Here is a 24,423-nt window from a genome sequence, read left to right as displayed (position 1 = left end):
TGAACATGCCTGAACGAGACCCTGCCATGAGTGAAGAGATTCTGATCAACATCACGCCGATGGAGTCGCGCGTGGCGGTGGTCGAAAACGGTGTCCTGCAAGAGGTCCACGTCGAGCGTACGCAAAAGCGCGGGATCGTCGGCAACATCTATAAAGGCAAAGTCGTGCGGGTATTGCCTGGAATGCAGGCGGCATTCGTCGATATCGGCCTGGACCGTGCCGCGTTCATTCATGCGTCGGAAATTTCCGTGCGAGAAGGCCCGGCGGTCGAGAGCATCAGTGCACTGGTGCACGAGGGCCAGAGCCTGGTGGTGCAGGTGACCAAGGATCCGATCGGTTCCAAAGGCGCACGCCTGACTACCCAGCTTTCGATTCCTTCACGTTATCTGGTGTACATGCCGCGCACGGCCCATGTCGGTATTTCTCTGAAGATCGAAGACGAAGCCGAGCGCGAACGCCTCAAACAGGTGGTCACTGATTGCGTGGCCAAGGAAGGTATCAAGGAAGCTGGCGGTTTCATCCTGCGCACGGCAGCCGAAGGTGCCGGCGCGGATGAAATCCTCATGGACATCCGTTATCTGCGCCGTCTCTGGGATCAGATCAACGCCCAGATCAAAACCATCAGTGCGCCTAGCGTAATCTACGAAGACCTCGGTCTGGCGCTGCGCACCCTGCGTGACCTGGTGAGCCCGAAAATCGAGAAGATCCGCATCGACTCCCGGGAAACCTTTCAGAAAACCACGCAATTCGTCGCCGAACTGATGCCCGAGATCGCTGACCGCCTGGAGCATTACCCGGGCGAGCGGCCGATTTTCGACCTGTATGGCGTCGAAGACGAAATCCAGAAGGCACTCGAACGCAAGGTCCCGCTCAAGTCCGGCGGTTATCTGGTGGTCGATCCGGCGGAAGCCATGAGCACCATCGACGTCAATACCGGGGCGTTCGTCGGCCATCGCAATCTCGAAGAGACCATCTTCAAGACCAACCTCGAAGCCGCGACGGCCATCGCCCGTCAATTGCGCCTGCGTAACCTGGGCGGAATCATCATCATCGACTTCATCGACATGGAAGATGAAGAGCACCAGCGCCAGGTGTTGCGCACGCTCGAAAAGCAACTGGAGCGCGATCACGCCAAGACCAACATCATCGGTATCACCGAGCTGGGCCTGGTGCAGATGACCCGAAAGCGCACTCGCGAAAGCCTTGAACAGGTGTTGTGCGAGCCGTGCAATGCCTGTCAGGGACGGGGCAAGCTCAAGACCCCGGAAACCGTTTGCTACGAAATCTTCCGTGAAATCCTACGCGAGGCTCGCGCCTATCAGGCGGAAGGCTATCGTGTATTGGCAAACCAGAAAGTGGTGGACCGCCTGCTCGACGAAGAGTCGGGCAACGTTGCCGAACTGGAAGGGTTTATCGGGCGCACCATCCGCTTCCAGGTCGAAACCATGTATTCCCAGGAACAATACGACGTGGTGCTGCTCTGAAGCGTTTTGTTTTGATTGTTCGAGAATGGCTGGCCTCAGCTTTTTGCAAAACTTTTGCCATGGGAGCCACCTGACATGGACCGTCTGACACGCATATTGGCCGCACTGACCCGCTGGGGTCTGGGCCTGTGCGCGTTGGTTTTGGTGTTGATGGCGCTCTACGTCAGCCTTGGCCGGGAGCTGACGCCGCTAGTCGCCGAGTACCGCGCCGACATCGAAACCAAAGCCAGCGATGCCTTGGGCATGCCGTTGCAGATCGGCGAGCTCGAAGGCAACTGGAGTGGATTCGCCCCTATATTGATGGCCCGCGACGTGACGGTCGGCGACGGCGCCAATGCCTTGCACCTGGATCAGGTGCGCGCGGTGCCGGACCTTTGGGCCAGCTTGTTGGCCCGCCAGGTACGCATCGCTCATCTGGAGTTCAGCGGCCTCAAGATCAACCTCAGGCAAGGTGAGGGCGGTCAGTGGGCTCTGGAAGGTTTGCCGATGCGCCAGGACCAGCCCACCGATCCGGAGCAACTGCTCAATCAGATGCAGATGATCCAGCAACTGTCGGTGCTCGACAGCCAGGTGACCTTGCAGCCGTTTGGCGAATCGCCGCTGACCTTGACTTATGTCGGCCTGAATCTGAAAACCGGGACGTCGCGGCAGCGGCTCGACGCACGGCTGACCCTGCCGGACGGGCAACCGGTGGCCATGAGTCTGCGTACCCGTATTCGAGCCAGCCAATGGAAGGACGGTGAAGCCGAGGTCTACCTGAGCCTGCCGCAAAGCGACTGGTCGAAGTGGTTGCCTGAACGTCTGACCCAACAGTGGAATTTTTCCGAGATCAAGGCCGGCGGCGAGCTGTGGGTGACTTGGGGCAAAGGCGCCTTGCAAAGCGCTGCGGTGCGCGTGAACGCGCCACAACTCAAGGGCGCCTACGCCGAGCGCAAGCCGATCCAGATCAATAACCTGGCGCTCAATGGTTACTTCCAGCGCAGTGCCAAAGGTGCGTCAGTGACTCTGGACTCCCTGGCGATGAACTTCGGCGAGACTCGCTGGGAAACGCATCTGCAGCTCACGCAAAACGCCGCCACCGATAAAACCGAAGAACTCTGGCACCTGCAAGCCGACCGGGTTGATCTCACGCCGCTGACCCCGCTGCTCAACGCCCTGGCGCCGTTACCAGAGGGTTTTGCCACGGTCGTCGAGCGGCTCAAGGTCACGGGTGGCCTGCGTAACGTGCTGATCGACTTCCGCCCCAATGCCACCGACGACAGCAAGTTCGGGTTTGCCGCCAACCTCGACCAGGTGGGCTTCGACGCCTATCACGGTGCGCCGGCGGCGCGAAATGTCAGCGGCAGCATCAGCGGTGACCTGGGGCACGGCGAACTGCGCATGGACAGCAAGGATTTCATGCTGCACCTGGACCCGATTTTCGCCAAGCCATGGCAGTACATTCAGGCCAATGCGCGGCTGACCTGGAAACTCGATAAAGAAGGTTTCACCCTGATCGCGCCGTATCTGAAAGTGCTGGGCGAGGAAGGCAAGATCGCCGGCGACTTCCTGATTCGCCTGTATTTCGATCACACCCGGGAAGACTACATGGACCTGCGGGTCGGCCTGGTGGACGGTGACGGTCGCTACACCGCCAAGTACTTGCCGACGGTCCTCAGTCCGGCGCTGGACGAATGGTTGCGCACGGCGATTCTCAAGGGCGCGGTGGATCAAGGCTTCTTCCAGTATCAAGGGTCGCTCAGCCCCGGTGCCGCGGATGTCGATCGCAGCATCAGCCTGTACTTCAAGGTTCACGATGCCGAACTGGCCTTCCAGCCGGGCTGGCCCCATGTCAGCAAGGTCAGCGGCGATGTGTTTGTCGAAGACAGCGGCGTGCGGATTCTGGCCAGCACGGGCCAGTTGCTCGACACCCAGGTCAACGATATCTACGTCGACATTCCCCATGTGCCGGCCGGGCAGAACGTTCATTTGTTCCTCGATGGCGGATTTGCCGGCGGTTTGGGCGATGGCCTGAAAATCCTCCAGGAAGCACCGATCGGCACCGGAGCAACCTTTGCCGGCTGGGAAGGCGAGGGCGACCTGCAAGGCAAGTTGAAGCTCGATATTCCCCTGGCAAAAGGCGAGGAGCCGAAGATCCTCGTCGATTTCAAGACCGCCAAGGCGCGCTTGAAACTGGCCGAACCTGCGCTGGAACTGACCCAACTCAAAGGTGATTTCCGTTTTGACAGCGGCAAAGGCCTGACCGGGCAGAACATCAGCGCCCGGGCGTTCGACAAACCGGTCACCGCACAGATATTTGCCGATGGCAGCCCAAGCAAGCACAGTACCCGGGTGGCTGCGTCAGGGCAGGTCGAGGTCAAGAAACTGACTGACTGGCTGAAGGTCACCCAGCCTCTGCCAGTGAGCGGTGTGATCCCGTATCAACTGCAACTGACCCTGGACGGCGCCGACAGCCAGTTGATGGTCAATTCCAGCCTCAAGGGCGTGGCCGTCGATTTGCCTGCACCGTTCGGCATAACCTCCGGGGCCGGGCGCGACACCACGTTCCGCATGACCTTGCAGGGCGACGAGCGGCGTTATTGGGTCAATTACGGGGACTTGGCGAGTTTCACGTTCGCGGCCCCGGCCAGTAGTTTCGCCGACGGTCGCGGGGAGTTGTTCCTCGGTGGCGGCGAGTCCGTCTTGCCTGGCACCAAAGGCTTGCGGATACGGGGCGTGCTGTCGGAGCTGGACGTTGGCCCGTGGAAGGATCTGGTGGACAGATACGCCGGACAAGACCCCGGCGGCAGCGCCAGGCAACTGCTCAGCGGCGCGGATTTCAAGGTGGGCAAGCTCAGCGGTATCGGCACCACCCTCGATCAGGCCTCGATCCAGCTGGCGCGCAAGCCTTCCGCCTGGGCGCTACAACTGGACAGCCAGCAGATCAATGGCAGCGCCAGCCTTCCCGATGCGAAAGCCACGCCGATCACGATCAATCTGCAAACTGTGCGCCTGCCCGCACCGGACCCGACCGTGCTGGCCGATGAAAATTCGCCGGATCCGCTGGCGTCGGTGGACCCGACAAAAATCCCTGCGATGGACATCACCATCAATCAGCTATTCCAGGGGCAGGATCTGGTGGGGGGCTGGTCGCTGAAAATTCGTCCGACGCCCAAGGGCATAGAGTTCAACTCCCTGGACCTGGGCCTCAAGGGCATGCTGTTGGTGGGCAGCGGTGGTTGGGAAGGCGTGCCTGGCGCCAGCAACAGCTGGTACAAGGGTCGTATCAGCGGCAAGAACCTCGCCGATGTGCTCAAGGGCTGGGGGTTTGCGCCGAGCGTCACCAGCCAGGACTTCTATATGGATGTCGATGGCCGCTGGCCCGGCTCACCGGCCTGGGTGGCGACCAAGCGTTTCTCCGGCACGCTTGATGCGACCCTCAATCAGGGTCAGTTCGTCGAGGTTGAGGGCAGTGCCCAGGCGCTGCGGGTATTTGGCTTGCTCAACTTCAACTCCATCGGCCGGCGCCTGCGCCTGGACTTCTCCGACCTGTTCGGCAAAGGCCTGAGTTATGACCGGGTCAAGGGGCTGCTGGTCGGGACCAATGGTGTGTATGTCACCCGTAAGCCGATCCAGCTGACGGGCCCGTCGAGCACCATTGAACTCGACGGCACCCTGAACATGGTGGCCGATCAGATCGATGCGAAACTGATGGTGACCTTGCCGGTGACCAATAACCTGCCGATTGCCGCATTGATCGTCGGTGCACCCGCGGTCGGCGGGGCGCTGTTCCTGATCGACAAGCTGATCGGAGACCGGGTCGCCCGTTTCGCCAGTGTGAAGTACACCGTCAAAGGGCCTTGGAAAGAACCGAAGATTGCCTTCGACAAGGCTTTTTGAAACGCCATCCTTCGGGCCTATGGAGTAGCATGGCCATTGCGGCTCGCCCCCTGTAGGAGCGAGCCCGCTCGCGATGGACGTGAACGATGACGCAGGCTGTCTGAAAAAAACGCGTCGCATTCAAACTCATCGCGAGCAAGCTCGCTCCTACAAGGTCTGTGTTGGTTTCAATAAGGAAAAGGCCATGTCTCTAGCGGTGATTCAAATGGTCAGCCAGAGCGATGTGCTGGCCAATCTGGCCCAGGCCCGTCGGCTGCTCGAGCAAGCGGCCGCCGGTGGCGCGAAGCTCGCGGTATTGCCGGAGAACTTCGCCGCCATGGGCCGGCGCGACATTGCCGACATCGGGCGCGCCGAAGCACTGGGCGAAGGCCCGATCCTGCCCTGGTTGAAACAGACCGCACGCGACCTCAAGTTATGGATTGTGGCCGGCACGTTGCCGTTGCCGCCGGTGGATCAACCGGCGGCCAAGGTGCATGCCTGTTCGTTGCTGGTCGATGACCAGGGTGAAACGGTGGCGCGCTACGACAAGCTGCACCTGTTCGACGTCGACGTGGCCGACAATCGCGGCCGTTATCGTGAATCCGATGACTATGCTTATGGCAGTGGGGTCGTGGTGGCGGACACACCGGTTGGGCGGGTTGGCCTGACGGTCTGTTACGACTTGCGCTTCCCGGAGCTGTACAGCGAATTGCGCGCGGCCGGCGCGGAACTGATTACCGCCCCTTCGGCCTTCACGGCAGTGACCGGCGCGGCGCATTGGGATGTACTGATTCGCGCACGGGCCATCGAGACACAATGTTATGTGCTCGCGGCTGCCCAGGGTGGGACGCATCCGGGGCCGCGGGAAACTTTCGGTCATGCTGCCATCATCGACCCGTGGGGGCGTGTGCTGGCACAACAGGATCAAGGCGAGGCCGTGCTGCTGGCCGAACGCGACAGCAGCGAACAGGCGTCCATCCGGGCGCGGATGCCGGTGTCCAGTCACCGGCGCTTTTTCTCGCAGGGCGCCCAGCGACCTGCATCAGAACGACGAATTTAAGGCGTAAAGCATATGAGCGAGTTGTTGTCCTCAGTCAGTGAACACCTGCTGGCGCCCGGTGGCGTCACGATCGAGAGCCTGCAAGGCGTGCTCGGCGACCTGGCCGGGCCGGGCATCGATGCGGCCGACCTGTATTTCCAGGGGCAGATCTCCGAGTCCTGGGCGCTGGAAGACGGCATCGTCAAGGAAGGCAGCTTCAACCTTGACCAAGGTGTGGGCGTGCGCGCGCAATCGGGTGAAAAAACCGGTTTTGCCTACAGCAATGCCATCACCCTGGAAGCCCTTGGCGCGGCGGCGCGGGCCGCCCGTTCGATTTCCCGCGCTGGCCAGAATGGCACCGTGCAGGCATTCACCAGCCAGGATGTCGCGCAGTTGTATGCGCCGGACAATCCCCTGGAAGTGCTGACCCGTGCCGAGAAAGTCGATTTGCTCAAGCGAATCGATGCCGCGACCCGCGCCCTCGACCCACGCATCCAGCAAGTCACCGTGAGCATGGCCGGTGTCTGGGAACGGATTCTGGTGGCTTCCACCGACGGCGGTCTGGCCGCGGATGTACGGCCGCTGGTGCGCTTCAACGTCAGTGTGATCGTCGAGCAGAACGGTCGCCGCGAGCGCGGGGGGCATGGCGGTGGCGGTCGGACCGATTACCGTTATTTCCTCGGCGAAGACCGCGCCATGGGCTATGCCCGTGAAGCGTTGCGCCAGGCGCTGGTCAACCTCGAAGCCATTCCGGCACCGGCCGGTACCTTGCCGGTGGTGCTCGGTTCCGGCTGGTCGGGCGTGTTGCTGCACGAAGCGGTCGGTCATGGTCTGGAAGGCGACTTCAACCGCAAGGGCAGTTCGGCCTACAGCGGTCGCATGGGCGAGATGGTTGCGTCGAAGCTGTGCACCATTGTCGATGACGGCACCCTGGCCGGTCGCCGTGGCTCGTTGAGTGTCGACGACGAAGGCACGCCGACCGAGTGCACCACGCTGATCGAAAACGGCGTACTCAAAGGCTACATGCAGGACAAGCTCAACGCCCGCCTGATGGGCGTGGCACGCACCGGTAACGGCCGTCGCGAATCCTACGCGCACCTGCCGATGCCGCGCATGACCAACACCTACATGCTCGCCGGCGAAAGCGACCCGGCGGAAATCATCGCTTCGGTGAAGCGCGGCATTTACTGCGCCAACCTGGGTGGCGGTCAGGTGGACATCACCAGCGGCAAGTTCGTGTTCTCCACCAGCGAGGCGTACCTGATCGAGGACGGCAAGATTACCGCTCCGGTCAAGGGCGCAACCCTGATCGGCAACGGGCCGGAAGCCATGAGCAAGGTGTCGATGGTCGGTAATGATCTGTCGCTGGACAGCGGCGTGGGTACGTGTGGCAAGGATGGGCAGTCGGTGCCGGTGGGTGTCGGCCAGCCAACGCTGAAGATTGATGCGATCACCGTGGGTGGCACGGGGTCGTAAGAAGTGAGGCTGCGGGTGAGCTGCGAGGCAGCTCACCCGCTTCGAGAATTAACGCAGACCGCGTTGAGTCTCGTCCAGCTCACGGATGTACTTGAAGATTTTACGGCTGGAAGCAGGAGGTTTGTTTTGCGCAACCTCATGCTGGGCCTGACGGATCAGGGAGCGCAATTGCTGGCGGTCCGCGTCCGGGTAGTCGACGACGAATTTTTCCAGTACGGCATCGTCGCCGGCAATCAGACGATCGCGCCAGCGTTCCAGGTTATGGAAGCGTTCGTTGTATTGACGGGTGGAGGCATCGAGTTGATCGAGCAGAACCAGAATGGCGGCAGTGTCCTGATCGCGCATCAGTTTGCCGATGAACTGAAGGTGCCGTTTTCGCGCGATGTTCGCGGTGTGCTTGGGCGCATCGGCCAGAGCCCGACGCATTCCGTCGGTCAAGGGCAGTTTTGCCAGCAAGTCAGGCTTGAGTGTTGTAAGGCGCTCGCCAAGGTCAACCAGAGCATGCAGCTCGCGTTTGACCTGGGATTTGCTTTTTTCTCCCGTATCGAGGGAGTCGTCGTAAGAATCAACCATGGTGGCCGTCCGCAAAGAAACGCCGCCATGATAACCAGTCGGGGGCCGCTTGTCCGGCCCGGTCGCTCGATGACCGTTACCGAAAGCAGAATTTGAGTGGAGAACAGCATGAGTGCAGTTGAAAGCGTCGGCCCACAAGCGTTGCCGGCACTGCAGGAACAAGTCGAGCAGATCATCGCTGAAGCCAAGCGCCAGGGGGCCAGCGCCTGTGAAGTGGCGGTGTCGCTGGAGCAGGGGTTGTCGACTTCGGTGCGCCAGCGTGAAGTCGAAACCGTTGAGTTCAACCGCGACCAGGGGTTTGGCATCACCTTGTACGTGGGGCAACGCAAAGGCTCGGCCAGCACTTCGGCCAGCGGTCCTGATGCGATTCGCGAAACCGTCGCCGCTGCACTGGCCATTGCCAAACACACTTCGGAAGACGAAGCCTCGGGCCTTGCGGATGCCGCGCTGATGGCGCGCGATATTCCGGATTTCGACCTGTTCCACCAATGGGACATCACTCCGGAACAAGCCATCGAACAGGCCCTGGCCTGTGAAGCCGCGGCGTTTGCCGCCGACAGCCGGATCAAGAACGCCGACGGCACCACCCTCAGTACCCATCAGGGCTGCCGCGTTTATGGCAATAGCCACGGCTTTATCGGCGGTTACGCATCGACTCGGCACAGTCTGAGCTGCGTGATGATCGCCGAGGCCGATGGCCAGATGCAGCGCGATTACTGGTACGACGTGAACCGCCAGGGCAATCTGCTCGCCGACCCGGTGAGCATCGGTCAACGCGCTGCGCAACGGGCGGCAAGTCGTCTGGGCGCACGTCCGGTACCGACTTGCGAGGTGCCGGTGCTGTTTTCCGCAGAGTTGGCTGGGGGGCTGTTCGGCAGTTTCCTGTCGGCGATTTCCGGCGGCAGCCTGTATCGCAAGTCGTCCTTCCTTGAGGGCACTCTCGGGCAGAAGCTGTTTCCGGAGTGGCTGACCATCGACGAACGTCCGCATCTGATGCGTGCCATGGGCAGTGCAGCGTTCGACGGTGATGGTTTGGCAACCTACGCCAAACCGTTCGTCGAAAAGGGCGAGTTGGTGTCTTACATCCTCGGCACCTATTCCGGCCGCAAGCTCGGTATGCCGAGCACGGCCAACGCCGGTGGCGTGCACAACCTGTTCGTCACCCATGGCGACGAAGACCAGGCGGCGTTGCTGCGGCGCATGGGGCGTGGCTTGCTGGTGACTGAATTGATGGGGCAGGGCCTCAACATGGTCACCGGCGATTACTCCCGTGGTGCAGCGGGTTATTGGGTCGAGAACGGTGAAATCCAGTTCGCGGTGCAGGAAGTGACCATCGCCGGCAACATGCGCGACATGTTCAAGCAGATCGTTGCCGTGGGTAATGATCTGGAACTGCGCAGTAACATTCGCACCGGCTCGGTGCTGATCGAGCGGATGACGGTAGCAGGCAGCTAAGCCACGGCCGCTTCACCAAAAGGCGCGCCACCCATTGGGTGGCGCGCCTTTTTTGTTGGCTACAACTCAGATCCCCTGTGGGAGCGAGCTTGCTCGCGATAGCAGCGTGTCAGACGAAATCAATGTTGAAAGTGATGACGCCTTCGCGAGCAGGCTCGCTCCCACAATGGATCTGCTGTGTCGGCACGGTCTTGTTTTGGTTCTCATTATCATATAATAATAAATCTCATTACCGAATGAGCCCCGGATCATGAGTTCTGCCTTGCACGAGCAGCCTTATCTCGAAAGCTGGCGCTGGATGAGTCGCCAGATCCGTTGCGCGATGAACCCCGACGAGCCTCGCCTGATCGACCACTACCTGGCCGAAGGCCGGTACCTGGCGTGTTGCACGGCCACCTCGCCGTGGACCGTCGCCGAAACTTCCTTCCGATTGTTGCTCGATACTGCCGCCGATGTCGCGCTGCCGTGGCACTGGCGCACTTACTGTCTCGACCAGGCCTGGCGCCCGCTGCGCGAACTGGAACGCCTCTCGTTGTGCAAATGCCGCCTCAAGCGCTGGCAGAGCTACACCTGGCAACTCGCTACCTGTGAGTTGCAGCCCTCGATTCCTCTCATAGAACTGATGCAAGGATCTCCCGATGAGTAATACCCGTATCGAACGCGACAGTATGGGCGAGCTTCAGGTCCCGGAAGACGCCCTCTACGGCGCACAGACCCAGCGTGCGGTGGATAACTTCCCGATCAGCGGCAAACCGATGCCGGTTCAATTCATCCGCGCGTTGATCCTGGCCAAGGCAGCGGCCGCCCGCGCCAACGTCGAGCTCAAGCAGATCGGCGAAGCCCAGGGCAAAGCCATCGTCGACGCGGCCCAAGGCTTGCTCGAAGGCGATTTCATGCAGCACTTCCCGGTGGATGTGTTCCAGACCGGTTCCGGTACCAGCTCGAACATGAACGCCAACGAAGTGATCGCCACGCTGGCCAGCCGCTTGCTGGGCGAGGCGGTGAACCCCAACGATCACGTCAACTGCGGGCAGAGCAGCAACGACATCATCCCGACCACCATTCACGTCAGCGCAGCACTGGCGCTCCATGAACAACTGCTGCCGGCGCTGATGCATCTGGTGCGGGTCATCGAGCGCAAGGCCGAGCAGGTTCATCACCACGTCAAAACCGGGCGTACACACCTGATGGACGCCATGCCGGTGCGCATGAGCCAGGTGCTCAATGGTTGGGCGCAGCAGCTCAAGGCCAACATCGGCCATCTGCAGGGCTTGCAGCCAAGCCTGCAATCCCTGGCTCAAGGCGGCACGGCGGTGGGCACCGGTGTCAACGCCCACCCCGAGTTCGCGGCGCGGTTCAGCCAGCAGCTAAGCAAATTGACCCGGGTTGAGTTCCAGCCAGGCAAGGACCTGTTCGCGCTGATCGGCTCCCAGGACACTGCCGTTGCCGTCTCCGGACAGCTAAAGGCCACCGCCGTATCGCTGATGAAAATCGCCAACGATCTGCGCTGGATGAACTCCGGCCCGCTGGCCGGCCTTGGCGAGATCGAACTGCAAGCCTTGCAGCCGGGTTCTTCGATCATGCCGGGCAAGGTCAACCCGGTCATTCCAGAGGCCACCGCGATGGTCGCGGCTCAGGTCATCGGCAACGACAGTGTTATCACCATCGCCGGTCAGTCGGGCAATTTCGAACTGAACGTGATGCTGCCGATCATCGCCCAGAACCTGCTGAGCAGTATCGAGTTGCTGGCCAATTCCAGTCGTCTGCTGGCAGACAAGGCCATCGCCAGCTTCAAGGTCAACGAAGGCCGGATCAAGGAAGCACTGTCACGCAACCCGATTCTGGTTACCGCGCTCAACCCGATCATCGGTTACCAGAAGGCTGCCGAGATTGCCAAGAAGGCCTATCAGCAAGGTCGGCCGGTGATTGACGTCGCACTGGAACATACCGACCTGACGCGCAGCCAGCTGGAAGAATTGCTCAACCCGGAAAAACTCACTGCGGGCGGCGTCTAAGCCCCGTTACCGCTTTGGAGGCGCACCATGGAGCACTGGAAACGCACGATCGAAAGAGCCAATCGCTTTTTCATGCTGGGTGAACTGGTCGATGCCCGCGAGGCGTACCTGCAGGCATTGGCTCTGGCCCAGGTGCTGTTCGAGCGCTGGGCGGATGCCGACGAAGCGGTAGCGGCCTGCGTGATTTCCCATCACAACCTGGCGGACCTGCACTTGCGTCTGAATCAGCCGGAGGAGAGCGCCGAATACTTGTGTGCCATCCACCAACGGCTGCTGCAGACCATGCAGGACCCGCGGCTACCTCAAACATTGCGAGAAGCCGCGTTGCGCCAGAGCAGCAAGACCTACGTCGAGCTGCTGAATTTCATCAGTGAGCACGGCGAGTATCCGCGTACCCATCGGCTGCTGCACATCGATGTCGCTTCACCTGCGCCTCATCATCAAGGAGTCCATTGAACATGGCTTTTACCTTGCCTGCCTTGCCGTACGCCTACGACGCCCTGGAGCCGCACATCGATGCGCAGACCATGGAGATCCACTACACCAAGCATCACCAGACCTACATCAATAACCTGAACACGGCTGTTGAAGGCACCGAGTATGCCGAGTGGCCCGTGGAGAAGCTGGTGTCCGCCGTTCAGCAACTGCCGGAAAAACTACGGACGGCGGTGATCAACCAAGGTGGCGGCCACGCCAATCATTCGTTGTTCTGGGAAGTCATGGCGCCCGACGGTGGTGGCGAGCCCGAAGGCGTGCTGGCCAAGGCCATCGATGAACAACTGGGCGGTCTCGACAGCTTCAAGGAAGCCTTTACCAAGGCCGCGTTGACCCGCTTCGGCAGCGGCTGGGCCTGGCTGAGCGTGACCCCGCAAAAGACCTTGGTAGTGGAAAGCAGCGGTAACCAGGACAGCCCGTTGATGAACGGCAATACCCCGATTCTGGGCCTCGACGTCTGGGAGCACGCCTATTACCTGCGTTATCAGAACCGTCGTCCGGAATACATCAGCGCGTTCTACCGCGTGATCAATTGGCCGCAAGTCGCTGCGCGCTATCAGGCCGCACTGGTTTAAGTCTTCCATAAAAACAATCCAAGGCTGGACTATGGGCACTGAAACACTGGCGATCGGAAATGGACGGATGTTTCGTTACGCGTTCGGATCGCTGTTACTGCTGACGGGAATGAGCCTTTTGGTTGCCCATGGGCTGGCATGGCTCGACCTTGAGCCGAAGTTGCTGCGCGCACTGCAGGGCGGTGCGATCTGCGCCTTGGGTACCGCGCTGGGCGCGGTGCCGGTGTTGGTGATTCGGCGGATGCCGCAGAGGCTCAGCGACACTTTGCTTGGCTTTGGCGCTGGCGTGATGCTGGCTGCGACGGCATTTTCGCTGATCGTTCCGGGCATCTCTGCCGCCGAAGGGCTTGGACTGTCACCTTGGGCGTCCAGTGGATTGATCAGCTTCGGCATTATGCTCGGCGCCTTCCTGTTGTTCCTGGTGGATCGGAAGGTCTCTGGCGCCAGCCCGGACATGCTGGTCGGCACGCTGGAACGACCGGTCATTGCTCCGCGGATCTGGCTGTTCGTATTTGCCATCATCGCCCACAACATCCCGGAAGGCATGGCGGTAGGTGTTTCGGCCGGTGGCGCAATGCCTGACGCCGACAGCCTGGCCATGGGCATTGCCTTGCAGGATGTACCGGAAGGGTTGGTCATCGCTTTGGTGCTGGCCGGGGCAGGGATGTCCCGGGGCAAGGCGTTCCTGATCGGTGCGGCGTCAGGTTTGGTAGAACCGGTGTTCGCACTGCTATGCGCGTGGCTGGTAAGCCTGGCCGAACTGCTGCTGCCTTTGGGATTGGCGCTGGCGGCGGGGGCGATGCTGCTGGTGGTGACCCACGAAGTCATTCCCGAGTCGCGCCGCAATGGTCATGACAAGCTTGCCAGTCTCGGGCTGCTGATGGGGTTTTGTTTGATGATGGTGATGGATACGGCCCTCGCTTGATTTGTGGTGGGGGGCTTTTGTGGTTGTATTACTCGCCTTCGTCGAAGAAGTTGTTGATCAACGCCACCAGCGCATCCAGCGCTTCCTGTTCCTGCTCGCCTTCTGTGCTCAAGTGGATCGTGGTGCCTTTGCCGGCGGCCAGCATCATCATCGCCATGATACTTTTGCCATCGACCATGGACTGTGGTGTACGTCCGGCCCTGATCTGGCACGGGAACTGACCTGCTACCCCAACGAATTTTGCAGAAGCGCGAGCGTGCAGACCCAGTTTATTGATGATTTCGATTTCCAGAGCAGGCATCGCGATGTGAATCCTTTAGCTGAGGTCGCGGTGGCGGACCTGGACGTTCTTCAGGGATTGTTGCAGCGTTTGCCCCAGGCGCTCGGTCAGGTAGACGGAACGGTGATGTCCGCCAGTACAGCCAATGGCAATGGTGACGTAGGCGCGGTTGCTGGCGGCAAAGCGAGGCAGCCACTTTAGCAGGTATGTGGAAATGTCCTGGAACATCTCTTCGACATCCGGCTGAGCCGCCAGGTATTCGGCAACCGGTTGATCGAGCCCGGACTGTTCGCGCAACTCCGGTTTCCAGTAAGGGTTGGGCAGGCAGCGCACATCGAACACCAGGTCGGCGTCCACCGGCATGCCGCGCTTGAAGCCGAAGGATTCCACCAGGAACGCAGTCCCCGGCTCCGGCTGATTCAACAGGCGCAGTTTGATGGCATCGCGCAGTTGATACAGGTTCAGGCTGGTAGTGTTGATCTTGAGATCGGCGAGGTCGGCAATCGGCCCGAGCAGGACGCTCTCGACGCTGATGGCTTCGGCCAGCGAGCGGTTGGCGTTGGTCAGGGGGTGACGCCGTCGGGTTTCCGAGAAGCGCTTGAGCAGTGTTTCTTCGTCGGCGTCCAGGTACAGCACATCGCACTGGATGTGGCGGGCACGGACTTCCTCGAGCAGGTCGGGGAAGCGTGACAGGTGGCTGGGCAGGTTGCGCGCGTCAATGGAAACGGCGACCAGCGGCTGCAACATCTCGGTATGAACCAGGGCGCGTTCGGCCAGCTCCGGCAGCAGGCCGGCCGGCAGGTTGTCGATGCAGTAGTAGCCGCTGTCCTCAAGAACGTCGAGGGCGGTACTTTTACCTGAGCCGGAACGGCCACTGACGATGATCAAGCGCATGATTACTGACCGTTTTGCTCGTCAAGGACAACCTGATACAGGGCTTCGTTGCTTGCAGCACTACGCAGCTTTTCGCGAACTTCCTTGCGGTCGAGCATGCTGGCGATCTGTCGCAGCAACTCAAGGTGCGCATCGGTGGCGGCTTCCGGGACCAACAGCACGAACAGCAGGTCAACCGGCGCGCCGTCGATGGCGTCGAAATCGATAGGGGCGTCCAGGTGCATCAATGCACTGATGGGCGAAACACAGCCCTTGAGACGGCAATGTGGAATAGCGATGCCATTGCCAAACCCGGTGGAGCCGAGTTTTTCACGGGCGATCAGCGCCTCGAAGACATCTTGCATCTCCAGGGCCGGCACTTCGCGGGCGATAAGATTGGCAATTTGTTCGAGGGCTTTCTTTTTACTGCCTCCCGGCACGTTCACCAGGGAACGGCCGGGGGTCAGGATACTTTCAAGTCGGATCATGGGTTGGGAGTGTTAACGACCGGTTGCGCCCTGGAGGAGGCTCTGGGTCTTTTCCTTATGCTTTTTGAGTTGTTTATCCAGCTTGTCGGTGAGTGCGTCGATCGCGGCATACATATCGGTATGTTCCGCGTTGGCGACCACTTCATTCCCGGGAATATGCAGCGTGGCTTCGATTTTCTGCTTCAGTTTTTCGACGGTCATCGTGACCTGCACATTAGTGATCTTGTCGAAATGTCGCTCCAATCGTTCGAGTTTTTCGCCGATGTAGGTGCGAAGAGGTTCGGTCACTTCCAGTTGGTGTCCACTGATGTTGACTTGCATACAGCTTCTCCTTCGTTGCCAGTGCATAAAGCGGTAGATCAGATGATCTACCACTGGAACGCTGTGGCGTGGCCCTACATCAACCGCTTGCGTTCGCTCGAAGGCGCGATCCCGAGGGATTCGCGGTACTTGGCGACGGTGCGGCGAGCCACCTGAATGCCTTGTGCCTCCAGTAAACCAGCGATCTTGCTGTCACTCAACGGCTTTTTCTGATTTTCCGCTGCAACCAGTTTTTTGATGATCGCCCGGATCGCCGTGGACGAGCATTCGCCGCCTTCGGAGGTGCTTACGTGACTGGAAAAAAAGTACTTCAGTTCATAAATGCCCCGGGGGGTGTGCATGAACTTCTGGGTGGTCACCCGTGAAATCGTCGATTCATGCATGCCGACCGCTTCGGCGATGTCATGCAGGACCAGCGGCTTCATGGCTTCGTCGCCGTACTCCAGAAAGCCGCGCTGATGCTCGACGATCTGGGTGGCAACCTTCATCAGGGTTTCATTGCGGCTTTGCAGGCTCTTGATGAACCAGCGGGCCTCCTGCAACTGATTGCGCATGAAGGTATTGTCGGCGCTGGTGTCGGCGCGGCGCACGAAACCGGCGTACTGGGCATTGACCCGCAGCCGTGGCACCGACTCCTGATTGAGCTCCACCAGCCAGCGCTCGTTGTCCTTGCGCACGATGACGTCAGGAACGACGTACTCGGCTTCGGTGGACTCGATCTGCGAGCCCGGGCGCGGGTTGAGGCTCTGGACCAGCTCGATGACCTGGCGCAGCTCATCTTCCTTGAGCTTCATGCGACGCATCAACTGGCTGTAGTCGCGGCTGCCAAGCAGGTCGATGTAATCGGTGACCAGGCGCTTGGCCTCGGCCAGCCAAGGGGTCTTGGCAGGCAGCTGGCGCAATTGCAGCAGCAGGCATTCGCCCAGGTTGCGGGCGCCGATGCCGGCGGGCTCGAATTGCTGGATGCGGTGCAGGACGGCTTCGATTTCGTCCAGTTCGATGTCCAGTTCCGGGTCGAACGCTTCGAGGATTTCCTCGAGGGTTTCGTCCAGGTAGCCCTGATTGTTGATGCAGTCGATCAGGGTCACGGCGATCAGGCGATCGGTGTCGGACATCGGGGCCAGGTTCAGTTGCCACAGCAAGTGGCTCTGCAGGCTTTCGCCGGCCGAGGTGCGGGTGGTGAAGTCCCACTCGTCATCATCATTGCTGGGCAGGCTGCTGGCGCTGGTCTGGTAAACGTCTTCCCACGCGGTGTCGACGGGGAGTTCGTTGGGGATACGCTCGTTCCAGTCACCCTCATCGAGGTTATCAACCGTCGGGGCGCTTTCCTGGTAGGAGGGCTCCTGGATGTCGGTGTTGGGCTTTTGTTCGGCGTTATCGGCCAGGGGGTCGGAATTGTCGAAGTCGTCGCCTTCTTCCTGGCGTTCGAGCATCGGATTGGACTCCAGGGCCTCCTGGATTTCCTGTTGCAGGTCCAGGGTCGACAATTGGAGCAGGCGGATGGCCTGTTGCAGCTGCGGTGTCATCGTCAGCTGCTGGCCCATTCTCAAGACTAGCGATGGTTTCATGGCAGGGGCTTAACACCTTATTCGCCGGCGCACATGCGCCATCCACTACAGGGCGCCGGGGCGCCAAACTTAAGCAAATTATATGCCTGAAACTAAAGGGTTTGCCTAGAGCGCTGTAACAATAAAAAACTATAAAGCGGTGTTGCTGCGCTGCCCTTGTCGAGGGCTGACCACGCTTGTCGGCACGGAGGCGCTGGTGAGTGGCTGCTCAGGTGCCCGGGCAACTGCCTGGGCACGGCTCAGCGCTTACAGGCGGAACTCATGGCCCAGATACACTTCCTTGACCAGGTCGTTGGCCAGGATGGTCTCTGCGTCGCCTTCGGCAATCAGTTGGCCGTCATTGACGATATAGGCGGTTTCACAGATATCCAGGGTTTCACGAACGTTGTGGTCCGTGATCAGCACGCCAATGCCCTTGGCCTTGAGGTGGTGAATGATCTGCTTGATGTCGCCGACCGAAATCGGGTCCACGCCGGCGAAGGGCTCGTCGAGGAGGATGAATTTCGGGTTGGTGGCCAGGGCGCGGGCGATTTCCACGCGACGGCGCTCACCACCGGACAGGCTCATGCCCAGGTTGTCGCGGATGTGGCTGATGTGGAATTCCTGCAGCAGGCTTTCCAGCTCCTTGCGACGACCGGCCTTGTCGAGTTCCTTGCGGGTCTCGAGGATGGCCATGATGTTGTCGGCCACCGACAGTTTGCGGAAGATCGATGCTTCCTGCGGCAAGTAGCCGATACCGGCCTTTGCGCGGCCGTGCATCGGTTGGTGGCTGACGTCCAGGTCATCGATCAGGACACGGCCCTGATCGGCTTGCACCAGGCCGACGATCATGTAGAAGCAGGTGGTCTTGCCGGCGCCGTTCGGGCCAAGCAGGCCGACGATCTGGCCGCTGTCGATGGACAGGCTGACGTCACGCACGACCTGGCGGCTCTTGTAGCTCTTGGCCAGATGCTGAGCTTTCAGAGTTGCCATTACTGGGCCTTTTTCTCGTCGGTTTTCTTCTTCGGCTGGATCACCATGTCGATACGCGGACGCGCCTCGGTGACTTTGCTGCCTGTGGCGCGACCGGCGCTGGCGAGTTTCTTGTCCGTGTCGTAGACAATTTTCTCGCCTTGGGTGACGTTGTTGTCCTTGTCGACAACTTTGGCCTTGTCGATCAGTACGACGCGATTTTGCGAAGCGTGATACTGGATCGTCACGCCCCAACCCTGGACAGGCTTGGTGTCGCCAGCCGTTTGCAATTGCTCGAAGTACGCCAGGTTGCCCACCGAGGTCACTACGTCAATGTCGCCAGCCTGGGTGCGGGTGATGGTAACGGTGTTGCCTGTCACCTTCATCGAGCCTTGGGTGATGATCACGTCACCCTTATAGGTGGCAATACCTTGCTTGTCGTCCAGTTGGGCATCGTCGGCCTGAATACGGATAGGCTGCTGTTGGTCTTCCGGCAGAGCCCAGGCGCTCACGCTTCCCAGTGCTGCGCCCAGACTGAGCAAAATCGGGAGGGTTTTAACGAGCCTCATACTGTCCTCTTACGTTCGATAGCAGGTGTATCCTGCTTTCTTTCAAATACGCTTTCATTCCCTTGCCAGTCGATACACCGCCAGCGCCGTCGATTCTAACGTCTTGCTCGGTCTGCGCATATTGCTGCTGCGGGAACACGGTCATGCGGGTGCTGGTGATCAGGGTTCTACGGTTTTTCTCGTCGAAGCGCGTGATGCGCACGTCATCGATCAGTTCGACCTGTGTGCCATCAGGGTTGACCTCGCCGCGCAGGCTCTGGACGTGCCACGGGAATTCAGTGCCGCGGAACACGTTCAGGTCGGGGTTGGTCAGCAATGTCACCTCGGTCGCTTTCACGTGCTCGACCTTGTCGGACACCAGATCATATTGCAGCTTGCCGTCGGGCAGGTACTGCACGCTGTGGGCGTTGATGGCGTAATAGTCGATCGCGCTTTCATCGACCGGCGTTACCGGCTTGTCGAGGAAGCGTTCCGGGCTGATGTTCCAGTAGCCAACCGCAGCGAATATCGCCGCGATGCAACTGAACATCAGGGTGTTGCGAAATTTTTTGCTCAGCATAGTGGGCTCACAGGTACGCCGCATTGGCCGCGTCGAGGCGGTCCTGGGCGCGCAGGATCAATTCGCAGAATTCGCGAGCGGCACCTTCGCCGCCACGGGCGAGGGTGATGCCGTGGGCGTGTTCACGCACGAAGCTGGCGGCATTGGCCACCGCCATGCCCAGGCCGACGCGGCGAATCACCGGCAGGTCCGGCAGGTCATCGCCGAGGTAGGCCACCTGTTCATAGCTCAAGTTGAGTTGGGCCAGCAGTTCGTCGAGTACCACCAGTTTATCCTCGCGACCCTGATAGAGGTGCGGGATACCGAGGTTTTTGGCCCGCCGCTCGACCACCGGGGTCTTGCGGCCACTGATGATGGCGGTCTGTACGCCGGCGGCCATCAGCATCTTGATGCCCTGGCCGTCGAGGGTGTTGAACGTCTTGAACTCGCTGCCGTCTTCGAGGAAGTACAGGCGCCCATCGGTCAGCACGCCATCGACATCGAACACCGCCAGCTTGATCTGTTTGCCGCGTTGCAGCAGGTCCGCACTCATTACATTACTCCTGCACGCAGCAAGTCGTGCATGTTCAAGGCGCCGACCGGGCGGTCTTCACTGTCGACTACGACCAGCGCGTTGATTTTATGGTCTTCCATGATTTTCAGCGCTTCGGCGGCGAGCATCTCGGCGCGGGCAGTCTTGCCGTGTGCTGTCATGACCTGGTCGATGGTAGCGCTATGGATGTCGATGCTACGGTCCAGCGTGCGACGCAAGTCACCGTCAGTAAAAATCCCGGCCAGCTTTCCGTCGGCTTCCAGGATCACGGTCATGCCCAGGCCTTTGCGGGTCATTTCCATTAGCGCGTCCTTCAGCAGGGTGCCGCGCTGTACTTGCGGTAACTCTTGCCCGGCGTGCATGACATTTTCCACTTTCAGCAGCAGGCGTCGGCCCAGGGCGCCGCCGGGATGGGAAAAGGCGAAGTCTTCCGCGGTAAAGCCACGGGCTTCCAGCAGCGCGACTGCCAAGGCATCGCCCATGACCAGGGCGGCGGTGGTCGACGAGGTGGGGGCCAGGTTCAACGGACAGGCTTCGTGCTCGACGTGAACATTCAGGTTGACCTCGGCGGCCTTGGCTAGCGGCGAGTCAGGCTTGCCGGTCACGCTGATCAACTGAATGCCCAGGCGCTTGATCAGTGGCAGCAGGGTCACGATTTCATTGGTGGAGCCGGAATTCGAGAGCGCCAGAATGATGTCGTCGCGGGTAATCATGCCCATGTCACCGTGGCTGGCTTCAGCCGGGTGCACAAAAAACGCCGTGGTGCCGGTGCTGGCCAAGGTCGCGGCAATCTTGTTGCCGATGTGTCCCGACTTGCCCATGCCGACCACGACTACGCGGCCTTTGCTGGCCAGAATCATCTCGCAAGCGCGTACGAAATCTGCGTCGATATGGGGTAGCAGGCCTTGCACGGCTTCTACCTCGAGGCGGATGGTGCGTTGTGCAGATTGAATCAGGTCGCTGGATTGGCTCATGTCAGAAATCGTATAGCCTGATGAAAAGGCGGCGATTATAACGGTTATGATCGAATCCCTCACGCTAGTTCGTCGCGCATTGCCATCCTTGTTGCCGGAAACCCTCTAAACGGGGCCTTCAACCTGTCGTGCAGTTGAACATGACCTGGCTTTGGCCTTGGGCGCGCAGCCGTTGCAGTGATATAGTTCGCCGCCAGTTCGGCCTGCCCGGGAGGTATGTGCTTTTGTCAGAAAGCCAGGCGTCCGAGTGAGAGGCTGCATCGCAAGGAGTTTAGATGAGTGCCGATAACGCCTACGCGGTCGAGCTGAAGGGACTGTCCTTCAAGCGCGGTGCGCGCAGCATTTTCAATAATGTCGATATCCGTATCCCGCGCGGCAAGGTCACCGGCATCATGGGGCCTTCCGGGTGTGGCAAGACCACGCTCTTGCGTCTGATGGGCGCCCAGTTGCGGCCCACCAAGGGCGAAGTCTGGGTCAACGGTCAGAACCTGCCAAAACTGTCGCGCAGCGACCTGTTCGACGCGCGCAAGCACATGGGCGTGCTGTTTCAGAGCGGCGCACTGTTTACCGACCTCGATGTCTTCGAGAACGTCGCTTTTCCGTTGCGTGTTCATACACAACTGCCGGATGAAATGATCCGCGACATTGTCCTGCTCAAATTGCAGGCCGTGGGCTTGCGCGGTGCTATCGAACTGATGCCCGACGAGCTTTCCGGCGGCATGAAACGCCGTGTTGCGCTGGCCCGGGCGATTGCGCTCGACCCGCAGATCCTCATGTACGACGAGCCCTTTGTCGGCCAGGACCCCATCGCAATGGGCGTTCTGGTGCGCCTCATCCGGTTGCTCAACGATGCGCTGGGCATCACCAGCATCGTGGTATCCCACGACCTGGCCGAGACCGCGAGCATTGCCGACTACATTTATGTGGTGGGCGATGGTCAGGTGTTGGGGCAGGGGACGCCTGACGAGTTGATGAATTCGGATGAACCGCGCATTCGTCAGTTCATGACCGGCGAACCCGATGGCCCGGTTCCGTACCACTTTCCAGCGACGGATTACCGCGCAGATCTTCTGGGGAAGCGCTGATGCGCAGAATTTCATTGATGGAGCGCGTTCGCCGCTTCGGCCAGGCCGGCATCGATGTGCTGGCGGTGTTCGGGCGTTCGAGCCTGTTCCTGTTCCATGCCTTGCTCGGCCGGGGCGGTATCGGTGGCGGCTTCGGGCTGCTGGTCAAGCAGTTGCATTCGGTGGGCGTGATGTCCCTGGTGATCATCGTGGTCTCCGGGGTGTTCATCGGCATGGTGCTGGCGCTGCAGGGCTTCAACATTCTTTCCAGCTATGGTTCGGAGCAGGCTGTCGGGCAGATGGTGGCGCTGACGCTGCTGCGTGAACTGGGGCCGGTGGTGACCGCCTTGCTGTTCGCCGGGCGCGCAGGTTCGGCGTTGACCGCCGAAATCGGCAACATGAAGTCCACCGAACAGTTGTCCAGCCTGGAAATGATCGGGGTCGACCCGCTCAAGTACATCATCGCGCCACGCCTGTGGGCCGGTTTCATTTCCCTGCCGGTGCTGGCGATGATTTTCAGCGTGGTGGGTATCTGGGGCGGCTCGTGGGTAGCGGTCGACTGGCTGGGGGTCTATGAGGGCTCCTACTGGTCGAACATGCAGAACAGCGTGACGTTCGCCGACGATGTGCTCAACGGGATCATCAAAAGTATCGTCTTTGCCTTTGTCGTGACCTGGATCGCCGTATTCCAAGGCTATGACTGCGAACCCACTTCCGAGGGGATCAGTCGTGCCACTACCAAGACCGTTGTATATGCCTCGTTGGCAGTACTCGGCCTGGACTTTATTCTGACCGCCTTGATGTTTGGAGATTTCTGATGCAAAACCGCACCCTGGAAATCGGTGTCGGCCTTTTCTTGCTGGCTGGCATCCTGGCTTTGCTCTTGTTGGCGTTGCGGGTCAGTGGCCTGTCCCCGACTCCGAGCACCGACACGTATAAACTTTACGCCTACTTCGACAATATCGCCGGTTTGACGGTCAGAGCAAAGGTGACCATGGCCGGTGTGACCATCGGCAAGGTCACGGCCATCGATCTGGATCGCGACAGTTTCACCGGTCGGGTGACCATGCAGCTGGAAAAACGCATCGATAATCTGCCGGCGGACTCCACTGCATCTATCCTGACTGCTGGCCTGTTGGGCGAGAAGTACATCGGTATCAGCGTGGGCGGGGAAGACACCCTGCTCAAGGATGGTGGAACCATCCATGACACGCAGTCATCGCTGGTGCTCGAAGACCTGATCGGTAAATTCCTGCTCAATACCGTTAGCAAAGAAGCTAAATGAGGAACTGTTAAATGATCTCTATCTTGCGACGTGGCCTGTTGGTAATGCTCGCGGTGTTTCCGTTAGTGTCCCACGCCGTAGCGGCGACTTCGGCGCACGATCTGGTGCAGGACACAACCAACCGTATGCTCGCGGACCTGGCGGCAAACAAAGAGAAGTACAAGCAGGATCCGCAAGACTTTTATGCGGCACTGAACACCATCGTCGGGCCGGTCGTGGATGCCGAGGGTATTTCCAAGAGCATCATGACGGTCAAGTACTCGCGCAAAGCTACGCCTGCACAGATGAAGACCTTCGAAGAAAACTTCAAGAAGGGTCTGTTCCAGTTCTATGGCAATGCCTTGCTGGAGTACAACAACCAGGGCATCACCGTTGAACCGGCCAAAGACGAGTCGGGCGACCGTACCAGTGTAGGCATGACTGTCAAAGGCAGCAGCGGCGCGATCTATCCAGTGTCCTACACGCTGGAAAAGATCAACGGCGAGTGGAAACTGCGTAACGTCATCATCAATGGCATCAATATCGGCAAGCTGTTCCGCGATCAGTTCGCCGACGCGATGCAGCGCAATGGCAACGACCTGGACAAGACCATCAATGGTTGGGCCGGGGAAGTCGCCAAGGCCAAGGAAGCCACCGACAAGAAACCAGAGCAGTCAGCCCAATGAGTGAGTCGGCAGTCCAGATGGACGAAGCGGGCGAGCTGCGACTCAGTGGCGTGCTGGATTACCGCACCGGCCCTGGCCTGCGCGAGCAGGGCAAGGCGCTGATCAAGACCAGCAACGCTGCAGCGCTGGTGGTCGATTGCTCGGCGGTAACCAAGTCCAGCAGTGTCGGTTTGTCGTTGCTGCTGTGCTTTATCCGTGATGCGCAGGAGGCCGGCAAGGCCCTGAGCATCCGTGGGATGCCGGAAGACATGCGTGAAATCGCTCAGGTCAGCGAGCTGACCGAGCTGTTGGCGCATCCCTAACCCGCATCTATGAATAAGCCCCCCGTCTGAGTCCTGCTTGGCGGGGTTCGCAGGCGCGGGGCTTTTTTGTATGATGTCCGACCCGCGCGCACAGGGC

General features: G+C 60.1%; 26 protein-coding genes. 15 read left to right on the top strand and 11 right to left on the bottom strand.

The annotated features are described in order from the left end of the window. The first annotated feature begins 26 nt into the window (after window positions 1-26). The 4 genes from rng to tldD all read left to right on the top strand — a co-directional run bounded on the left by rng (window position 27) and on the right by tldD (window position 7,857). On the top strand, window positions 27-1,484 hold the full coding sequence (gene rng / locus AC1RDQ_RS27640) for a ribonuclease G (RefSeq protein ID WP_090453080.1): 1,458 nt from the start codon (window positions 27-29) through the stop codon (window positions 1,482-1,484). Between the two features lie 75 nt (window positions 1,485-1,559). Continuing rightward, window positions 1,560-5,363 (top strand): YhdP family protein, encoded by a 3,804-nt coding sequence (locus tag AC1RDQ_RS27635; protein ID WP_492588666.1) that lies wholly within the window; start codon window positions 1,560-1,562, stop codon window positions 5,361-5,363. A gap of 184 nt (window positions 5,364-5,547) precedes the next feature. After that, a complete protein-coding gene (locus AC1RDQ_RS27630; RefSeq protein WP_218494920.1) occupies window positions 5,548-6,402 on the top strand; it encodes a carbon-nitrogen hydrolase family protein in 855 nt (284 codons plus the stop codon). A gap of 12 nt (window positions 6,403-6,414) precedes the next feature. Continuing rightward, entirely contained in the window at window positions 6,415-7,857 is a 1,443-nt protein-coding gene (gene tldD, locus AC1RDQ_RS27625) for a metalloprotease TldD (protein WP_057716428.1), read from the top strand. Window positions 7,858-7,905: 48 nt separating this feature from the next. Here the strand turns inward: tldD and yjgA are convergent, their stop codons facing one another. After that, window positions 7,906-8,430 carry a ribosome biogenesis factor YjgA gene (yjgA, locus tag AC1RDQ_RS27620; protein WP_056728351.1) on the bottom strand — a complete coding sequence of 175 codons (525 nt, stop codon included), beginning with the start codon at window positions 8,428-8,430 and terminating at the stop codon, window positions 7,906-7,908. 108 nt (window positions 8,431-8,538) lie between these two features. Here yjgA and pmbA point away from each other — a divergent pair, with 108 nt between their 5' ends. The 6 genes from pmbA to AC1RDQ_RS27590 all read left to right on the top strand — a co-directional run bounded on the left by pmbA (window position 8,539) and on the right by AC1RDQ_RS27590 (window position 13,895). Next, the gene (gene pmbA / locus AC1RDQ_RS27615; protein WP_057716426.1) at window positions 8,539-9,885 is read left to right on the top strand and encodes a metalloprotease PmbA; all 1,347 of its coding nucleotides are present in this window, start codon (window positions 8,539-8,541) and stop codon (window positions 9,883-9,885) included. Window positions 9,886-10,135: 250 nt separating this feature from the next. Next, the gene (locus tag AC1RDQ_RS27610) at window positions 10,136-10,531 is read left to right on the top strand and encodes a FagA protein (RefSeq protein WP_090453084.1); all 396 of its coding nucleotides are present in this window, start codon (window positions 10,136-10,138) and stop codon (window positions 10,529-10,531) included. After that, the gene (locus AC1RDQ_RS27605; protein WP_492588664.1) at window positions 10,524-11,900 is read left to right on the top strand and encodes a class II fumarate hydratase; all 1,377 of its coding nucleotides are present in this window, start codon (window positions 10,524-10,526) and stop codon (window positions 11,898-11,900) included. The genes AC1RDQ_RS27610 and AC1RDQ_RS27605 overlap by 8 nt, the downstream gene beginning before the upstream one ends. A gap of 27 nt (window positions 11,901-11,927) precedes the next feature. Further along, window positions 11,928-12,356: a DUF2753 family protein gene (locus AC1RDQ_RS27600; RefSeq protein ID WP_492588662.1), complete on the top strand. Its 429-nt coding sequence runs from the start codon at window positions 11,928-11,930 to the stop codon at window positions 12,354-12,356. Window positions 12,357-12,358: 2 nt separating this feature from the next. Then, window positions 12,359-12,970: a superoxide dismutase gene (locus AC1RDQ_RS27595; RefSeq protein ID WP_090453090.1), complete on the top strand. Its 612-nt coding sequence runs from the start codon at window positions 12,359-12,361 to the stop codon at window positions 12,968-12,970. 31 nt (window positions 12,971-13,001) lie between these two features. Continuing rightward, entirely contained in the window at window positions 13,002-13,895 is an 894-nt protein-coding gene (locus AC1RDQ_RS27590) for a ZIP family metal transporter (protein WP_492588661.1), read from the top strand. A 28-nt stretch (window positions 13,896-13,923) separates the two neighbouring features. On the opposite strand, the gene AC1RDQ_RS27585 is transcribed toward AC1RDQ_RS27590, so the two are convergent. From AC1RDQ_RS27585 to AC1RDQ_RS27540, 10 genes are all read right to left on the bottom strand, one after another. After that, window positions 13,924-14,196 carry an HPr family phosphocarrier protein gene (locus tag AC1RDQ_RS27585; RefSeq protein WP_057716420.1) on the bottom strand — a complete coding sequence of 91 codons (273 nt, stop codon included), beginning with the start codon at window positions 14,194-14,196 and terminating at the stop codon, window positions 13,924-13,926. A gap of 15 nt (window positions 14,197-14,211) precedes the next feature. Continuing rightward, window positions 14,212-15,069, bottom strand: coding sequence for an RNase adapter RapZ (gene rapZ, locus AC1RDQ_RS27580; RefSeq protein WP_057716419.1), 858 nt, complete (start codon window positions 15,067-15,069; stop codon window positions 14,212-14,214). A gap of 2 nt (window positions 15,070-15,071) precedes the next feature. Beyond that, window positions 15,072-15,536, bottom strand: a complete 465-nt coding sequence (gene ptsN, locus AC1RDQ_RS27575) for a PTS IIA-like nitrogen regulatory protein PtsN (protein WP_008046148.1) — start codon at window positions 15,534-15,536, stop codon at window positions 15,072-15,074. Between the two features lie 12 nt (window positions 15,537-15,548). Then, window positions 15,549-15,857 carry a ribosome hibernation-promoting factor, HPF/YfiA family gene (gene hpf / locus AC1RDQ_RS27570; RefSeq protein ID WP_007941242.1) on the bottom strand — a complete coding sequence of 103 codons (309 nt, stop codon included), beginning with the start codon at window positions 15,855-15,857 and terminating at the stop codon, window positions 15,549-15,551. Window positions 15,858-15,931: 74 nt separating this feature from the next. Continuing rightward, window positions 15,932-17,425 carry an RNA polymerase factor sigma-54 gene (locus AC1RDQ_RS27565; protein WP_015093497.1) on the bottom strand — a complete coding sequence of 498 codons (1,494 nt, stop codon included), beginning with the start codon at window positions 17,423-17,425 and terminating at the stop codon, window positions 15,932-15,934. A 246-nt stretch (window positions 17,426-17,671) separates the two neighbouring features. Then, window positions 17,672-18,397 carry an LPS export ABC transporter ATP-binding protein gene (lptB, locus tag AC1RDQ_RS27560; protein ID WP_008054366.1) on the bottom strand — a complete coding sequence of 242 codons (726 nt, stop codon included), beginning with the start codon at window positions 18,395-18,397 and terminating at the stop codon, window positions 17,672-17,674. After that, a complete protein-coding gene (gene lptA, locus AC1RDQ_RS27555; RefSeq protein WP_492588659.1) occupies window positions 18,397-18,945 on the bottom strand; it encodes a lipopolysaccharide transport periplasmic protein LptA in 549 nt (182 codons plus the stop codon). The genes lptB and lptA overlap by 1 nt, the downstream gene beginning before the upstream one ends. Continuing rightward, window positions 18,932-19,504, bottom strand: a complete 573-nt coding sequence (gene lptC / locus AC1RDQ_RS27550; RefSeq protein ID WP_057716417.1) for an LPS export ABC transporter periplasmic protein LptC — start codon at window positions 19,502-19,504, stop codon at window positions 18,932-18,934. Before lptC ends, lptA begins: the two co-directional genes overlap by 14 nt. Window positions 19,505-19,511: 7 nt before the next feature. Further along, window positions 19,512-20,036 (bottom strand): KdsC family phosphatase, encoded by a 525-nt coding sequence (locus AC1RDQ_RS27545; protein ID WP_008018712.1) that lies wholly within the window; start codon window positions 20,034-20,036, stop codon window positions 19,512-19,514. Further along, complete coding sequence (locus tag AC1RDQ_RS27540) at window positions 20,036-21,010, bottom strand: KpsF/GutQ family sugar-phosphate isomerase (RefSeq protein WP_057716416.1); 975 nt, start codon at window positions 21,008-21,010, stop codon at window positions 20,036-20,038. The genes AC1RDQ_RS27545 and AC1RDQ_RS27540 overlap by 1 nt, the downstream gene beginning before the upstream one ends. 275 nt (window positions 21,011-21,285) lie before the next feature. Here AC1RDQ_RS27540 and AC1RDQ_RS27535 point away from each other — a divergent pair, with 275 nt between their 5' ends. From AC1RDQ_RS27535 to AC1RDQ_RS27515, 5 genes are read left to right on the top strand one after another with little or no spacing between them, the layout of a single operon-like run. Next, a complete protein-coding gene (locus tag AC1RDQ_RS27535) occupies window positions 21,286-22,095 on the top strand; it encodes an ATP-binding cassette domain-containing protein (RefSeq protein WP_007986707.1) in 810 nt (269 codons plus the stop codon). Beyond that, complete coding sequence (gene mlaE / locus AC1RDQ_RS27530; RefSeq protein ID WP_057716415.1) at window positions 22,095-22,892, top strand: lipid asymmetry maintenance ABC transporter permease subunit MlaE; 798 nt, start codon at window positions 22,095-22,097, stop codon at window positions 22,890-22,892. The genes AC1RDQ_RS27535 and mlaE overlap by 1 nt, the downstream gene beginning before the upstream one ends. Continuing rightward, window positions 22,892-23,359 (top strand): outer membrane lipid asymmetry maintenance protein MlaD, encoded by a 468-nt coding sequence (gene mlaD, locus AC1RDQ_RS27525; RefSeq protein ID WP_007970271.1) that lies wholly within the window; start codon window positions 22,892-22,894, stop codon window positions 23,357-23,359. Before mlaE ends, mlaD begins: the two co-directional genes overlap by 1 nt. Before the next feature lie 11 nt (window positions 23,360-23,370). Next, the gene (locus AC1RDQ_RS27520; protein ID WP_057716414.1) at window positions 23,371-24,024 is read left to right on the top strand and encodes an MlaC/ttg2D family ABC transporter substrate-binding protein; all 654 of its coding nucleotides are present in this window, start codon (window positions 23,371-23,373) and stop codon (window positions 24,022-24,024) included. Next, complete coding sequence (locus tag AC1RDQ_RS27515; RefSeq protein ID WP_492588657.1) at window positions 24,021-24,326, top strand: STAS domain-containing protein; 306 nt, start codon at window positions 24,021-24,023, stop codon at window positions 24,324-24,326. Before AC1RDQ_RS27520 ends, AC1RDQ_RS27515 begins: the two co-directional genes overlap by 4 nt. Window positions 24,327-24,423: the final 97 nt, after the last annotated feature.

It is taken from the genome of Pseudomonas sp. GW823-FHT02E01 (assembly GCF_058797535.1).
This window is presented reverse-complemented; position numbering and strand designations above follow the sequence as displayed.

Coding starts and splice junctions, on each gene's coding strand:
- rng (WP_090453080.1), top strand. CDS start 27: ATGAGTGAAGAGATTCTGATCAACATCACGCCGATGGAGTCGCGCGTG.
- AC1RDQ_RS27635 (WP_492588666.1), top strand. CDS start 1,560: ATGGACCGTCTGACACGCATATTGGCCGCACTGACCCGCTGGGGTCTG.
- AC1RDQ_RS27630 (WP_218494920.1), top strand. CDS start 5,548: ATGTCTCTAGCGGTGATTCAAATGGTCAGCCAGAGCGATGTGCTGGCC.
- tldD (WP_057716428.1), top strand. CDS start 6,415: ATGAGCGAGTTGTTGTCCTCAGTCAGTGAACACCTGCTGGCGCCCGGT.
- yjgA (WP_056728351.1), bottom strand. CDS start 8,430: ATGGTTGATTCTTACGACGACTCCCTCGATACGGGAGAAAAAAGCAAA.
- pmbA (WP_057716426.1), top strand. CDS start 8,539: ATGAGTGCAGTTGAAAGCGTCGGCCCACAAGCGTTGCCGGCACTGCAG.
- AC1RDQ_RS27610 (WP_090453084.1), top strand. CDS start 10,136: ATGAGTTCTGCCTTGCACGAGCAGCCTTATCTCGAAAGCTGGCGCTGG.
- AC1RDQ_RS27605 (WP_492588664.1), top strand. CDS start 10,524: ATGAGTAATACCCGTATCGAACGCGACAGTATGGGCGAGCTTCAGGTC.
- AC1RDQ_RS27600 (WP_492588662.1), top strand. CDS start 11,928: ATGGAGCACTGGAAACGCACGATCGAAAGAGCCAATCGCTTTTTCATG.
- AC1RDQ_RS27595 (WP_090453090.1), top strand. CDS start 12,359: ATGGCTTTTACCTTGCCTGCCTTGCCGTACGCCTACGACGCCCTGGAG.
- AC1RDQ_RS27590 (WP_492588661.1), top strand. CDS start 13,002: ATGGGCACTGAAACACTGGCGATCGGAAATGGACGGATGTTTCGTTAC.
- AC1RDQ_RS27585 (WP_057716420.1), bottom strand. CDS start 14,196: ATGCCTGCTCTGGAAATCGAAATCATCAATAAACTGGGTCTGCACGCT.
- rapZ (WP_057716419.1), bottom strand. CDS start 15,069: ATGCGCTTGATCATCGTCAGTGGCCGTTCCGGCTCAGGTAAAAGTACC.
- ptsN (WP_008046148.1), bottom strand. CDS start 15,536: ATGATCCGACTTGAAAGTATCCTGACCCCCGGCCGTTCCCTGGTGAAC.
- hpf (WP_007941242.1), bottom strand. CDS start 15,857: ATGCAAGTCAACATCAGTGGACACCAACTGGAAGTGACCGAACCTCTT.
- AC1RDQ_RS27565 (WP_015093497.1), bottom strand. CDS start 17,425: ATGAAACCATCGCTAGTCTTGAGAATGGGCCAGCAGCTGACGATGACA.
- lptB (WP_008054366.1), bottom strand. CDS start 18,397: ATGGCAACTCTGAAAGCTCAGCATCTGGCCAAGAGCTACAAGAGCCGC.
- lptA (WP_492588659.1), bottom strand. CDS start 18,945: ATGAGGCTCGTTAAAACCCTCCCGATTTTGCTCAGTCTGGGCGCAGCA.
- lptC (WP_057716417.1), bottom strand. CDS start 19,504: ATGCTGAGCAAAAAATTTCGCAACACCCTGATGTTCAGTTGCATCGCG.
- AC1RDQ_RS27545 (WP_008018712.1), bottom strand. CDS start 20,036: ATGAGTGCGGACCTGCTGCAACGCGGCAAACAGATCAAGCTGGCGGTG.
- AC1RDQ_RS27540 (WP_057716416.1), bottom strand. CDS start 21,010: ATGAGCCAATCCAGCGACCTGATTCAATCTGCACAACGCACCATCCGC.
- AC1RDQ_RS27535 (WP_007986707.1), top strand. CDS start 21,286: ATGAGTGCCGATAACGCCTACGCGGTCGAGCTGAAGGGACTGTCCTTC.
- mlaE (WP_057716415.1), top strand. CDS start 22,095: ATGCGCAGAATTTCATTGATGGAGCGCGTTCGCCGCTTCGGCCAGGCC.
- mlaD (WP_007970271.1), top strand. CDS start 22,892: ATGCAAAACCGCACCCTGGAAATCGGTGTCGGCCTTTTCTTGCTGGCT.
- AC1RDQ_RS27520 (WP_057716414.1), top strand. CDS start 23,371: ATGATCTCTATCTTGCGACGTGGCCTGTTGGTAATGCTCGCGGTGTTT.
- AC1RDQ_RS27515 (WP_492588657.1), top strand. CDS start 24,021: ATGAGTGAGTCGGCAGTCCAGATGGACGAAGCGGGCGAGCTGCGACTC.